At 74.5% G+C, this 13745-nt stretch carries 10 protein-coding genes; all 10 read left to right on the plus strand.

Annotated elements, in window-relative coordinates:
* The first annotated feature begins 2 nt into the window (after positions 1 to 2).
* The 10 genes from ABZU69_RS25005 to ABZU69_RS25050 all read left to right on the plus strand — a co-directional run bounded on the left by ABZU69_RS25005 (position 3) and on the right by ABZU69_RS25050 (position 13612).
* On the plus strand, positions 3 to 2579 hold the full coding sequence (locus ABZU69_RS25005; protein WP_354966774.1) for a LuxR C-terminal-related transcriptional regulator: 2577 nt from the start codon (positions 3 to 5) through the stop codon (positions 2577 to 2579).
* 43 nt (positions 2580 to 2622) lie between these two features.
* A complete protein-coding gene (locus ABZU69_RS25010; RefSeq protein WP_354966775.1) occupies positions 2623 to 4614 on the plus strand; it encodes a nitrate- and nitrite sensing domain-containing protein in 1992 nt (663 codons plus the stop codon).
* Complete coding sequence (locus tag ABZU69_RS25015) at positions 4611 to 5060, plus strand: roadblock/LC7 domain-containing protein (RefSeq protein ID WP_354966776.1); 450 nt, start codon at positions 4611 to 4613, stop codon at positions 5058 to 5060. The genes ABZU69_RS25010 and ABZU69_RS25015 overlap by 4 nt, the downstream gene beginning before the upstream one ends.
* Complete coding sequence (locus tag ABZU69_RS25020) at positions 5038 to 5418, plus strand: DUF742 domain-containing protein (protein WP_354966777.1); 381 nt, start codon at positions 5038 to 5040, stop codon at positions 5416 to 5418. The genes ABZU69_RS25015 and ABZU69_RS25020 overlap by 23 nt, the downstream gene beginning before the upstream one ends.
* 106 nt (positions 5419 to 5524) lie before the next feature.
* Positions 5525 to 6226 (plus strand): cellulose binding domain-containing protein, encoded by a 702-nt coding sequence (locus ABZU69_RS25025; protein ID WP_354966778.1) that lies wholly within the window; start codon positions 5525 to 5527, stop codon positions 6224 to 6226.
* Between the two features lie 106 nt (positions 6227 to 6332).
* Entirely contained in the window at positions 6333 to 7085 is a 753-nt protein-coding gene (locus ABZU69_RS25030) for an ABC transporter ATP-binding protein (RefSeq protein ID WP_354966779.1), read from the plus strand.
* The gene (locus ABZU69_RS25035; RefSeq protein WP_354966780.1) at positions 7085 to 9622 is read left to right on the plus strand and encodes an ABC transporter permease; all 2538 of its coding nucleotides are present in this window, start codon (positions 7085 to 7087) and stop codon (positions 9620 to 9622) included. Before ABZU69_RS25030 ends, ABZU69_RS25035 begins: the two co-directional genes overlap by 1 nt.
* Before the next feature lie 102 nt (positions 9623 to 9724).
* Positions 9725 to 10942, plus strand: a complete 1218-nt coding sequence (locus tag ABZU69_RS25040; RefSeq protein WP_354966781.1) for a sensor domain-containing protein — start codon at positions 9725 to 9727, stop codon at positions 10940 to 10942.
* Entirely contained in the window at positions 10942 to 11586 is a 645-nt protein-coding gene (locus tag ABZU69_RS25045; RefSeq protein ID WP_354966782.1) for a response regulator transcription factor, read from the plus strand. Before ABZU69_RS25040 ends, ABZU69_RS25045 begins: the two co-directional genes overlap by 1 nt.
* Positions 11587 to 11695: 109 nt before the next feature.
* Entirely contained in the window at positions 11696 to 13612 is a 1917-nt protein-coding gene (locus tag ABZU69_RS25050) for a glycerophosphodiester phosphodiesterase family protein (protein ID WP_354966783.1), read from the plus strand.
* Positions 13613 to 13745 lie beyond the last annotated feature (133 nt).

A 13745-nucleotide genomic window follows, 5' to 3' on the forward strand; every position in this document is an offset into this window, starting at 1 on the left:
TAATGATCATGAATGACGTCGCCGGGTCCCGGCTGGTCCTGGGCAAGGGGCCGACAGCCCTGCTGGAGATGGTCGCCGAGGACCCGACCGGCCCGCTCACCGTCGGCCTGGCCGGGCCGGGCGGCCATGGCAAGACGGCGCTGCTCGCCGAGCTGGCGCGGGTCCACCAGCAGGCCGGCATCGCGGTGCGGATGGGCGTCCCGGAGCCGAGCGAACCGGTCGACCCCGACGCATTGGTGCTGGTCGACGACGCGCACCTGCTCGACGACGCGCGGCTCGGGGCGCTGCTGCGTCTGGTGGCCACCCGCCGGCACCGGCTGGTGGTCGCTTACCGCCCGTGGCCCCGGTCGGCGGCCCTCATGGAGCTGGCCGACGCCCTGCGTCGCGACGGGCGGGCCCTGCTGCTCACCGCGTTCACCCGGGAGCAGACCGCGGCCCACCTCGCCGCCGTGCCCGAGCTGGGCCGGCGGAGTGACCTGGTCGACTTCGTGCACGCACAGACCGCCGGCGTGCCCCGGGACGTCGAGCGGCTGGCCCGCGGACTGCGCGGGCCGGAGAACGGCGCCGGCGTACCGGTCGAACCACCCCGGTCCGTCGTCCTGGAGTTCGGGCCGGACCTGGAGGTCCTGCCGGCCGATGTCCGTCGACTGCTGCTCGCCGTCGCGGCGGGCGTGCCACTGCCGGTGAGCATGCTCGGCGCGCTCCTCGGCCGGGAGCCCGAGGCGGTGGACGAGTTGATCGCGACGACCAGGGCGGCCGGGCTGCTCGGCGCCGATGGCCGGCTCGCACCGATCGTCCGGCGGGCCGTCACCGCGCTCAGCCCGGCGACGGACCGCACCGCCGTCTGGCGCCGGCACACCGAGTTGCAGCTCGCGCGGGGCGGCGCGGTGCTGCCCCTGGTCCGGTCACTGCTCGCCGTCGGCGTGCTCGGTGACTGCCCGGCCCCGACGTTGGCAGCCGCCGCGGAGGAGGCACTGGCCGATGAGCCGGCCTTCGCCGCCGAGTTGTTCGCGGCCGCCACGGCGGCCGGGTGGCCAGCCAGCGCCCGGCAGGCGCTCGCCGCCGCGCTCGCCGGCAACCTCGACGGCGCCCTGCGGCTGGCGGACCGCCTCCTGGCCGCAGCCGCTCCCGCCGACCGCACCGAGGCCGCCATCGTGGCCGCGACCGCCCTGGCGCACCGCGGTCACGCCGACCGCAGCGTGGAGCTGTACCGGTGGGCGGGCACCTCCTCGTCGATCGCGTTCGCCACCGTTGGGGGGCTCGCCACCGGCGACCTGGCCGCCGCCACCGAGCCGCCGGCGGGCGACCCGGCCGGCGAACCACCCACGCTGCACGCCAGCGCCGCCCGCCTGATGGCCGACGGGGTACGGGAGAGCGTCGCCGGCACGCCCACCGGGGCGCTCTCCGCGCTCGTGCAGGCCGCCGCGCTGCTGGAACCGGACGGGCGGGCCGCGCTCCTGCCGGACAGTCCGGCCGCGCTGGCCGCCCTGACCGCCGTGCACTGCGGTGAGCTGGAGATCGCCGAACGGGTGCTGCACCGGGCCCTCGCGGCCGGTGTCGGCGGCCCGCTGATGGCGCGCCGTCACCGGCTGTTGCAGGCGTGGATCTTGATGGTCCGGGGTCAGACGCTCGCCGCGGCCGAACACCTCGCCACGGTCGCGCTCGACGGGCGACCGCTGGAGTCACGCGACCAACTCTTCGCCGCCGCGCTCCAGATGGGCATCGGCCGGCGCAACAGCGACCTCGGCGCGCTCAAGCGCGGCTGGGGGCAGGCGCTGGAGGCGGTCGTTCGGCACCCCGTCGACCTGTTCGCGCTGCTGCCGCTGGGCGAGCTGACCATCGCGGGCGCCCGGCTGGGTGACCTGGCCCGCCTGGAGCCGTACCTGCGGGAGGGCCGAACGCTGCTCGGCCGGCTCGGGGAGCCGGCACTGTGGAGCGTCCCGCTGCACTGGAGCGGGCTGCACGCCGCGATCCTGACCGACGAGCCGGCGACCGCCGACGAACACGTCGCCGCCCTGCTCGCCGCCGCCGGCCACAGCCGGTACGCGGCCGTGGTCGCCGCGGCCGCCGAGAGCTGGGTGGAGGTGCTGCGGGGTGTGGTCGACCCGGTCCGGGTGGAGGCCGCCGCCCGGGGGCTGCACGACACCGGGCTGTGCTGGGACGGCGCTCGCCTCGCCGGGCAGGCCGCGATCCGCACCTCGGACCGGCGCGCGATGACCAGCCTGCTGGAGTGCGCCCGAGTCCTGCAGGGCCGCCCGGCCGGCGCCAACGGCGGGCAGCGGCCCGCCACCGGCGAGGGCGCCACCCAGGTCGCCGACGCCACCACCGGCCCCACCCAGCAGGGGCTCAGCGACCGCGAGTACGAGGTGGCCGAGCTGGTGCTGGCCGGGCTGACCTATCGGGAGATCGGCGACCGGCTCTTCATCTCGGCCAAGACCGTGGAGCACCACGTGGCCCGGATGCGCAACCGGCTCAACTGCGCCAACCGCGCCGAGCTGCTGACTCTGCTTCGCGCGATGGTCGCCGACCGCGCCAGCAACGCGGCCGGCCAGCCGTGGCCGCAACGGACGGCCCGATGAGGCGGCGACAGGGTCCACGCCGGCCGGCCGAGCGGAGCGGAACGTGACGGGGCCCGAGGACCGGCGGACGCGGACCCGGCTCGTCGCGCTGGCGGCGATGCTGGTCACGCTCTGGTCGTACGCGGCCTACCTGAGCGTCCAGGACGCGGCTGACCTGCTGCGGGTTCGGGCCCTGGCGGACACGCTGGGCCAGCCCATCGACCGGCTGATCCTGAACCTGCAGACCGAGCGTCGGCTGACCGCCGAGACGATCGCCGGCGCTGAGGGGCCGGGGACCGCGCTGGCCGGGGCACGTGCGGGCACCGACCGGGCGGCCGCCGAGGTCCGCGCGTTCATCGAGGGCCGTGACCTCCGGCTGCTCACCGCCGGCGCGGTCCGCGACCGGGCCGACGAGCTCGGTCGACGGCTGAACGGCCTGAGCGCCGTCCGGTCCCGGGTGGACGCCGAGCGGCTCGACCGCGCCGAGGCGGTCGACGGGTACGACCAGCTCGTCGACGCGGCCTTCGCCGTGTACGGCCCGGAGTGGGGCGCGTACGAGAGTGCGCTCGCCGCCGACACCCGCGCGGTGATCGGCCTGGCCCGCGCCCGGGAGCTGCTGGCCCGGGAGGACACCCTGGTCAGCGCCGCCCTGGCCGGCGACCGGATCTCACCCGACGAGCGGCGCCGCCTGGCCGAACTGGTCGGCAACCAGCGGTACGCGGGCGCCGAGGCGACCGTCGGGCTGCCGGCCGACGGCCCGGGAGACCATCAGCGACTCACGCAGGGCCCGCGGTTCGCGAACCTGCTCGCCCTGGAGGACGTGCTGCTGCGAACGGGCAGCGCGAACCCCCTGAGCGGAATCACCGGGCCGGCCTGGCGGGCGGCCGCGGACGCCGCCCTCGGCGCGCTGCACGAGCTGGTGACGACGACCGCCCGCAGCAGTGTCGAGCGGGCCACGCCGGGTGCCGCCGTGATCGTCGCGCGTACCGGCGCCGTGGTGGGGCTCGGCCTCATCGCGGTGATCGTGGTCCTGCTGGGCTGGGCCGCCGCCGTCCGCCGGCTGACCGACCAGCTGGCCCGTTCGGGCATCGACCGCCGCTGGCCGGAGCCACCGGCCGGCGCGGCGCTCGCCGGCCCCGACCCTTCAGCGGGCGTCGAGACCTCGGCCCGGCCCCGGGGTGCCACGGCGACCGAGCACGCCACCCGGGACCTGTTCCTGCGGCTCACCCGACGCAACCAGGTCCTGCTACGTGATCAGCTCGGTCTGCTGGACGGTATGCAGCGGCGGGAGCGGGCCGCCGAGGAGGCCGACGAGCTGTTCCGGCTCGACCACCTCACCACCCGTGTCCGGCGCAACGTGGAGAAGCTGATCGCCCTGGCCGGCGCGGCGCCGGCCCGCCGGTGGCGGCATCCGGTGCCCCTGCTCGACGTCGCGCGCGGTGCGGTCGCCGAGGTGCCGGACTACCACCGGGTCCTGATCGCGCCGCACTGGCCCTGGTCGCTCGCCGGCCCCGCCGTCACGGACGTCATCCACCTGCTGGCCGAGCTGATCGAGAACGCCCTCGCCTTCTCGACGACGGAGACCACCGTCCGGGTCGCCGGCGAGCACCGGCCGCAGGGCTGCGCCATCCTGGTCGTCGACGACGGCCCAGGCCTCGACGCGACCGCGCTGGCCGGGGCCAACCGGTTGCTCGGCAACCCGCCCCCGGGCGGCCCGCCCGCCGGCCAGGCCGGGCTGTACACCGTCGCCGTGCTCGCCGCCCGCTGCGGCGCACGGGTCTTCCTGCGTCACAGCCAGCGCGGTGGGACGACCGCGGTCGTGCTCCTTCCGGCCAGGCTGGTCACGGTCACCGGAGCCGTCGGCGGACCGGCCGCGCCGCCCCCCGACCCCGCGCACCGACCGGCCCGGGCCGGAGCCGACGGGCCGGGCCCGGGCGACCACGGCGAGCTGCCGGTGCGGACCCGCCAACCCGGTCCGACCGGGCCCGAACCCGGCACCCCCGGCCCCGAGACCGTCGAGTTGCCGGTCGCGAGAGCAGCAAGGAGACATCGATGACGCATGCAGTGGTCACCGGAGACAGCCTGACCGGCGCCCTGGACCGCCTGGTCGCCCGGGTGCGTGGCGCGGAGTTCGCCGTGGTGCTCTCTCCGGACGGGCTGCCGTTGGGCGGGTCCCGGCATGTCGAGGCGAAGCTGGCCGAGCAGATCTCCGGCGTGGTGGCCGGCCTACTGGCGCTGGGTTTGGCCGCCACCCGGACCTGCGACGCGGGCGGCCTGCGCCAGATCGTGGTGCAGATGTCGCGGGCGTTCCTGTTCGTCGCCACCATCCGCAACGGGACCATCCTCACCGTTCGGATCGCCGGAGACGAGGCCGAGATCGGGGACATGGCGTACGAGGTGGCGCTGTTCGTGGGGCAGGCCGAGCGGCACCTGCCCGTCACCCTGGAACCAGCCTCCGCGGCGAGGAGCGGGGACACAGGTGCACACCTCCGACACCGCTGACGAGGCCTGGTACGACGACGACGCCGGCCCGGTGGCGCGTCCCTACACGATGACCGGCGGGCGCACCGCATCCGATCGCGGGCGATTCGACCTGATCTCACTGGTCGTCGCCCGGCGGGGCGTCACACCCGATGCGCCGCTCTTCCCCGAACAGGCGCGGATCGTCGAACTGTGCCACCATCCGATGTCGGTGGCTGAGGTCGGCGCCGAGTTGGACCTGCCCCTGGGGACCGTCCGGGTTCTCCTCGGTGACCTGCTCGCGGCCGGGCTGATCGAGACGCACGAACCGCCGGCGCTGTCGGAGCTGCCGACCGCGGACCTGCTTGAGGCGATACTCGTCGGGCTTCGCGCGCTGTGAACTGGACGGTTGGCCCCCGACCGGGGGGCGCAGGCGCGTGTCCGGTGACGAATTGAACGGGAGACCTGTAGTGCCGGCAACACCGCCCCAGCCACGGCGAACTGTGGTGATCGTTCTGCTGGACCGGATCGTGGCCGTCGCCGCGTCCGTACGGCTGGTGCTCACCGGCCGGGGCGACGTTTCCCGGGCCACCTGGGTGGCCGTCATCGCGGCCCTCGGGGTGCTGATCGCCACGGCGGTCTCCGTCATCGGGGTGCTGCGCACGCCGGAAGGGCTGACACCGGTGGCCCTCGACCCGCCGCCATCCGCCGACCAGGTGGGCACTATGCCGACCGACACGCCCAGGGCGGGGCAGGCGAGACCGGCGGCCACCAGCCCGACGAGGCCGGTGCCCCCGCAGGCCACGGCAGCCCCGCCGACCCCTGAGCCGTCGACGAGCACGACCGCGCCGACCCCCGTGACGGCCCCACCCACACCGGCCGCCCTGCGCGCCGACTTCGCCATCGCGGAGAACGCTCTGCTCAGCTACGGCGCCGCCGTGACCATCAGCAACCCCGGCGAGGCGCCGGTGGCGCGGTGGAAGCTGGCCATCACCCTGCCCAGGGAATCGCTGCGCGTCAGCTCGGTCGAGGGCGCGACGGCCAGCCAGGACGGTGCGGTGTGGACGTTCGTGCCCGACGGCAGCGCCGGGCAGGTGCCCGGCAGCCCCTCGGTACGGGTGACGTTCCGGGTCAACGGCTCGTCGATCGGCTCCACCCCCACGGCGTGCACCATCGACGAGGTCGCCTGCACCGGCCTGCCGCACTGACCGGCCTTCCCGGAGGCGGGCCGGTCCCTCGGTAGGGGTTTCCCCACCGCCGAGATCATGGGTCGCCGTGTGGTCCGGAAACGTCGCCTCGACCAGGCTTTCCGCTATGCGAAACAGCGATGTGACCCCCGCTCGCGGGCTGGTCGTCGAGGTGCTCGACGTGACGAAGACCTATGCCGGCGGGGGCGGTGTCCGGGCGTTGAATGGCGTGTCGGTCGCCTTCGAGGCCGGTTCGTTCTGCGCCGTGATGGGCCCGTCGGGCTCGGGCAAATCGACGCTCCTGCACTGCGCGGCGGGCCTGGATCGGCCGGACAGCGGCCGCGTGCTCCTCGCCGGTCAGGACATCGGCGGGCTGCGTGAGCCCCGGCTCACCGAGGCACGGCGGCAGCGGGTCGGGTTCGTCTTCCAGTCGTACAACCTGATGGACTCGCTGTCGGTCTGGCACAACGTCCTGCTCCCACAACGGCTGGCCGGAACACGACCGGACCGGGACTGGGCGCGGGAGGTGATGCGCCGCGTCGGGCTCACCGGGCGGGAAGACGACCGGCCCGGCCAACTGTCCGGCGGTCAGCGGCAGCGGGTCGCGCTCGCCCGCGCGCTCGCCAGCCGGCCGGAGGTCATCTTCGCCGACGAGCCGACCGGCGCGCTGGACCTCTCGACCGGCCGCGAGGTGCTCGGTCTGCTGCGTGAGGCCGTGGACCAGACCGGCACGACGATCGTCATGGTGACGCACGACCCGGCCGCCGCGGCGTGGGCCGACCGCGCGGTGTTCCTCGCCGACGGGCGGATCGTCACCGAACTCGCCGACCCGACCGCCGAGAAGGTCGCGGCGCAGATGACGGCGGTGACCGTCCGATGATGCGGCTCGCTCTCGGCACCCTGCGCCAGCACCGTGGCGCCTACGCCGGCACGTTCTTCGCCGCGCTGTTGGCCGTGGCCCTGCTCGCCGGCGGCGGCCTGCTGCTCGCCTCCGTGCTCACCGCGAAGCCGCCGGCCGACCGGTTCGCGGCAGCGCCGATCGTCGTTTCGGGCGACCGCGACGTGACCCTCGAGAAGGTCACCACCAAGCAGAAGAAGGACAAGGTCAAGGTCAAGCGGAAGGTCAAGTCCGAACGGCTCACCGGGGCCGGCTCGCTGCCGGTGGACCTCGCCAGCCGACTGGGTGGCCTCCCGGGTGTCGCGGCCGCGGTCGCGGACGTCGCCTTTCCGATCCAGGCGAGTACGCCGGACGGACGTCCACTGCACGGCGCCGACGAGGCTCCGGTGATCGGACACGGCTGGGCCTCCGCACCGCTGACGCCGTACGCGCTGCGCGTCGGCGAGGCGCCCGGCCGGGGCCAGGTGGTCATCGACGCCGACCTGGCTCAGCGGTCGGGCACCGTGGTGGGTGGGCGTCTCGTCGTCACCACGAAGACCGGGGTCCACACCATGGTCGTCTCCGGCGTCGCCGCGCCGGCCGGCCGGGACGGGCTGCCCGCCCAGGGCGCGCTGTTCGTCGCCGACGGCGAGGTGGCCGCGGTGTCCGGGCTGCCCGGTCCGACCGCGGTGGCCGTCCTCACCCGACCCGGCACCGACCCGGTCGCGCTCCGCGACGCCGTCCGGGGGGTTGCCGGGAACGCCAAGGTGCTCACCGGCGCCGACCGTGTTCGGGCCGACCTGCCCGGTGCTCTGCCGGACTACATCGGACCCATCTCGATCTTCGGGTTCGTCATCGGCATCACCGCGTTCGCGGCCGTCTTCGTCCTCACGGGCACGGTCACGCTCGGCGTCCGCCAGCGGCTGCGCGAGCTGGCCCTGCTGCGCACGGCCGGCGCGACTCCCGGTCAGTTGCGCCGCCTCCTCGGCGTGGAGAGTCTCCTGCTCGCCGGGGCCGCCGCGCTCCCCGGCGCGCCGCTGGGTGTGGTGTTCGCCCACGTGGTGGCCGCCCGGTTCCGCGAGCTGGGCGCGGTGCCGGCTCAGTTCGTCGTACGGACCAACGTGATCGTGCTCGTCGCCGCCGCGGCAGCCGGGATGCTGGTGACCTTCATCGGTGCCCGGATCGCCGGACGTCGAGCGGTGCGGATCGCCCCGACGCAGGCACTCGCCGAGACCGCGAGCGCACCGACCGGCGGACTGGTCCCCCGGACAGGCGTCGCGCTGGTGACCACGGCCGGCGCGATCGCCCTGCTCACCTTCGTTCCGCTCGACGGGCCGCTCGGAATGGGCATGACCTTCGTGTCGTCCGCCCTGCTGCTGTGCACGGTCGCGGCCCTCGGACCGCTGCTGGTCCGGGCGCTGACGACGCCCGTGTCCCGCCTCGTCGGCGCCGGCGGCGCGACCGGCTGGCTGGCCGGCCTGGTCACCCGGGCCGAGCGGCGACGGGTCGCGGCGGTCGCTGTCCCGCTCGTGCTCATGTTCGCGATCAACGCCACCATGCTGCTCAACAGCGCCCTGCTGGGCCAGCTGGCCGGGCGGGAACAGGCGGAGCGGACCGCGGCCGCGACGGCGCAGGTGACCGCACCGGGCGGGCTTCCGCTCGGTACCGTCGAACGGCTCGTCGCTCTCGACGGGGTGACCGGTGCGGCGGCGACGCTGCCGACCCGGGCGATCGTCGAGCAGGGTGGCAAGCCCGAGGACTTCGCCGGCCAGGGCCTGCTGATCGCCGGCACCGAGGCCGCGCTCGACCTCGACCTGCGCGCCGGGACGCTGCCCGGCACGGGCACGTTCGCCGCCAGCGAGTACCTGACCGGTCAGTACGGCTGGCGGATGGGCGACGACGTGCGGATCTGGCTCGCCGACGGCCACCAGGTCGACCTGCGTCTCGCCGGGGTGTACGCCCGGGCTCGTGGCTTCGGCGACCTGGCGCTGCCCGCGGACCTGGTGGCGGCACACGACCCACGCGGACTGGTCAGCACGGTCGGGCTGCGCTACCGAGGCGACGTCCCGGGCCGGATCGCCGCCTCGTGGCCCGGCCTGCGGCTGACCCCCACGCTCGGTGCGGCACCCGCCGGTGACGCGCAGAACCAGCAGGGCGCCTGGGAGCTCATGGTGGTCGTCTCCCTCGGCTTCACGGCGATCGCGGTCGTCAACACCTTCGCCATCGCCACCGTCGCGCGCCGCCGCGAATTCGCTGAGCTGCGGCTGGCCGGGGCGACGACCGGGCAGCTGCACCGGCTGGTCGACCGCGAGGCGGTGATCACGGTCACCGTCGGGCTGGTGCTGGGCGCACTGGTCACCGGGATCGTGGTCGGCGCGTTCAGTGCCGCGCAGGACGGCACGTTGCGGGTGTTCGTCGACGCTGGCACGTACGCGGGGATGCTCGGCGGTGTCGCGGCACTGGGGCTGGTCGCGGGTGCCGTGCCGGCCCGGGTCCTGCTGCGGCGGCGCAGCCTGCCGGCCCTGAACGACGGACGCTGACAGGTGCTTCCGAACGGATCGCCGCTCGGACCCGTCCTCCGGATCGTCCGGGGCCGGGTCCGGCCGGTGGCCGTGGGGGGTGCCGCCGATAGGATCGCCAGGATGATCCGCACAACCGCGTCGGCGCTGGCGTACCTGCTCAGCAGCCTCGTCGCCGGTGTCGTCGGCCTCGCCTGGAGCCTCGCGTCCACCCTCGCCGTCGGCCTGCTGTCGGTCACGCAGCTCGGTGGCCCGGCGTTCCTCGGCGCCACCTGGGTCACCCGGCGCCTCGCGGACCTGGAGCGGCACCGGGCCGGTTGGGTGCTCGGCTCCGCCATCGCCGCGCCGTACCTGCCGATCGAGGGCGGCAGCGTCCGGCAGCGGGTCCGCGCGGTCGCCGTGCAACCGGCCACCTGGCGTGACCTGGCCTGGCTGGTCGCGGTTTTCCCGCTGGGCCTGGCGGGCGGCATCGCCACCATCGTGGTCACCGTCGTCGATCTCGCCGCCGTCGTGGCGCCGGCGTGGGCGTGGGCCGTGCCGAACCCGCACGCACCGTTCCCGATGCGTCCGCTCATGACGACGGTGCCGGGCCGGTTCGGTCTGACCGTCCTCGGCGTGCTGCTGTTGCCGGTCACCGCGTGGTTTCTACGGACCGCCGGACGCGCCCAGGCCCGCGCGGCCCGGGGCCTGCTGGCGCCCGGCGCGCACCGACAACTCGTCGAGGAGGCCGCTCGCCTCGCACAGACCCGCCGTCGGGTCGTCGACGCCCAGGCGGCGGAGCTGCGTCGGATCGAGCGGGACCTGCACGACGGCGCCCAGGCCCGGATCGTGGCCGCCGGAATGACGCTGGCGCTGGCCGCCCGCAAGCTGCGGACCGGTGCGCCCGCCGCATCCGACGTGGACCTCGCCCGCCGGCAGCTCGACGACGCCCTCACCGAGCTGCGCCGGCTGGTGCGCGGCATCCACCCGCCGATCCTCACCGATCGGGGGCTGCACGCCGCTGTCGCCGCCCTGGCCGGCGACAGCCCACTCGCCGTCGAAATCCGGGGCGACCCGGACGACCGGTTTCCACCAGCGGTCGAGTCGGCGGCCTATTTCGTCATCGCGGAGGGTCTCGCCAACGCGGGCAAGCACGCCGAGGCCCGGACCTGCGTCGTCACCCTCGCCCGAGGCGCCGGTACGGTCACCGTCACGCTCACCGACGACGGGCACGGCGGCGCCGACCCGGCCGGCTCCGGGCTCGACGGCCTGCGGCGCCGCGTCGAGGCACTCGACGGCCGGCTCACCATCACCAGTCCACCCGGCGGTCCCACCGTCCTGTCCGCGGAGCTGCCCCACTGATGCGTATCGTGATCGCCGAGGACCTGTTGCTGCTCCGGGACGGCATGGTGCGGCTGCTGACCGACACCGGCCACACCGTCGTCGCCGCCGTGGACACCGCACCCGCCCTGCTGGCGGCCGTCACCGAGCACCGGCCCGATCTGTCCATCGTCGACGTTCGGTTGCCGCCCGGCTTCCGCGACGAGGGGCTCCGCGCCGCCCTGACGCTGCGGGCCACGGACCCGGACTCCAAGGTGCTCATCGTCTCCCAGTACGTCGAACGGGCCTACGCCGTGGAGCTGCTCGCCGACGGCCGGGGCGGCGTCGGTTACCTCCTCAAGGACCGGGTCACCGCCCTGGACGACTTCCTCGACGCGGTGCAGCGGGTCGCCACCGGTGGCACCGCCCTGGACCCCGAGGTGGTACGGCAACTGTTCACCCGCAACAGCCGCAACCACGGCATCGACGGGCTCACCGCACGGGAACGTGAGGTGCTCGGCCTCATGGCCCAGGGCCTGTCCAACGCGGCCATCTGCGCCGCGCTCGTCCTGGCGCCGGTCTCGGTGGAGAAGCACATCACCAACATCTTCGCCAAGCTCGACCTGCCGCCGGCCGAGGACGCCAACCGACGTGTCCGCGCGGTCCTCGCCTACCTCAACCACTAGCGACTCCCCGCGGGCCCCGGCCCCCGCTCCCGGTCGGTACATCCAGCGTTCGGGCGGCAGCCACGCTCGATTGATCATGAGTTCGGGTCCGCTTCGTACCGTCCCGAGCATGACTGTCCTATCCGCATCATCGCCGCTCGGCCGCGCCGCGACGAGGCTCGTCGCCGTGCGTAGCCGGACCACCGCCACCATCGCCGCGCTCGCCATCACCGGCGCTGCCGTCGCGGTGGCCGTCGCGACGTCGTCGCCCGCCACCGCGGAGCCGGGCAACGTCGTCGTCTCGGAGAACTTCTCCTCCGGGTCGCTGCCCGCCGGCTGGAACGCGGTCGACGGCGCCTGGAAGGTGGAGAACGGCCGGCTGTACGGAACCTCCGCCAGCTCGGGCGAGAACAACAAGATCACTTTTGGTCGGCACCTGGCCGACTTTCGCCTCGAGGCGACCATGCGCTTCGAGTCGGTCTCCGCCGCCACCCGCTGGGCGTCGCTCGGCATCGACGTCCCGGCCGACGGCGCCACCCCGTGGTGGATCGCCACCATGCGCAGCGGCACCACCGCCGCCAACGGTCTCGAGTTCGCGCAGCGGACGACGGCGAACGCCTGGGTCGTGACGAACACCGCCTCCGCCCCGTACGCCGCCGGCACAGGTCGGGACGTCCGCGTCGCGGTCGAGGTGCACGGCAACCAGGCCCGCTGGATCTTCGACGGGCGGGAGGCGATGCGCACGAACAGCCTCCAGCGCTCCGCCAACGGCGTCCAGGCGCTCTTCGTCAACGGCGGCACCGTCTCGTACGACGACGTCACCGTCACCGAGCTGCCGCCGAACGGCTACATCCGCCCCGAGGGCAGCCCGTTCACGGTGATCGCGCACCGCGGCGCGTCCGCCGCCGCGCCGGAGAACACCCTGGTCGCGCAGGAGATCGCGCGCAAGGGCGGCGCCGACTGGATCGAGAACGACGTCCAGCCGAGCAAGGACGGCATCCCGTTCATCCTGCACGACGGCACGGTCGACCGGACCACCGACGGGACCGGCAACATCCGCGACCTGACCGCCGCGCAGATCAAGGCGCTCGACGCCGGCTCCTGGTTCGGTCCGCACTATGTGGGCGAGCGGGTGCCGACCCTGGCCGAGCAGCTCGCGGACCTGCGTACCCGGGGCGGCAACCTGCTGCTGGAGATCAAGGGCCGGCACACCCGGGACGAGGTCGCGACGATCATCCAGGTGATCCGGGACGAGCAGATGATGGGCCGGGTGTTCGTCCAGAGCTTCGAGGTCGACGCCCTGAAATACACCTACGAGCTCGCCCCCGAGCTGCCGCTCGGTCTGCTCCGCAGCAGCCTCGACGCCGATCCGGTGGCGATCTCCAGGGAGCTGCACCTGACCGCGTACAATCCGGACGGCAACGCGCTGCTGGCCAAGCCGGAGGTCGTCGCCCCGCTGCACGCCGCCGGGGTCGCCGTGATGGCCTGGACGATGGAGTCCGCCGGCCTGTGGCAGCGGTTGGAGCGGATCGGCACCGACGGTGTCATCACCAACCGGGCGTCCGAGCTGGTCGGCTGGAACTCGGCGTTCATACAGCGGGCCTCGGCTGATCCGACCGTGCAGATCACGTCGCCGGTCGACGGGGCGCGGCTCGACCGGGCCCAGTCCCCGGTGATCGCGGTCGCCGCCACCAACGCGGACACCGTCACCGTCACGCTCGACGGCAGGAAGTCGGCCGCCGGGCACAAGCTCGACCTGGGCACACTGACCGCGGGCAGGCACACCGTCCGTGCCGAGGTGACCGGTCCGGAGGGCACCGCGACCGCGACCAGCACGTTCACCGTGACGGTGAGCCAGGCCGGCCTCGGCTACCTGGTCCTCACCTCGGGCGCCGAGCCGGCCGCGATCAACGCCATGACGGTCAAGCTGGTGCACGCGCAGTACGCCCAGCTGGCCACCTACGCCGAGCGGCAGGCCGGCAAGCTGGTGCCGGCAGCGGTCGCCAGTGTCATCGCCGCCGACGCTCGGACCCTCGCGTTGAAGTAGTCCGTCGCCACACCGGGTGTCCCCGCCGTCGCGACGGCGGGGACTCCCGTCGCCGGGGCTGGCCGATGCTGCCGTGATCCAGTCCGGCCGGCGACAGGTGGGGCGGGGAACTCCTCGTGCCTTCGGCGTGTGA

It is taken from the genome of Micromonospora sp. NPDC005206, from assembly GCF_040608175.1.
Classification (GTDB): Bacteria; Actinomycetota; Actinomycetes; order Mycobacteriales; family Micromonosporaceae; genus Micromonospora.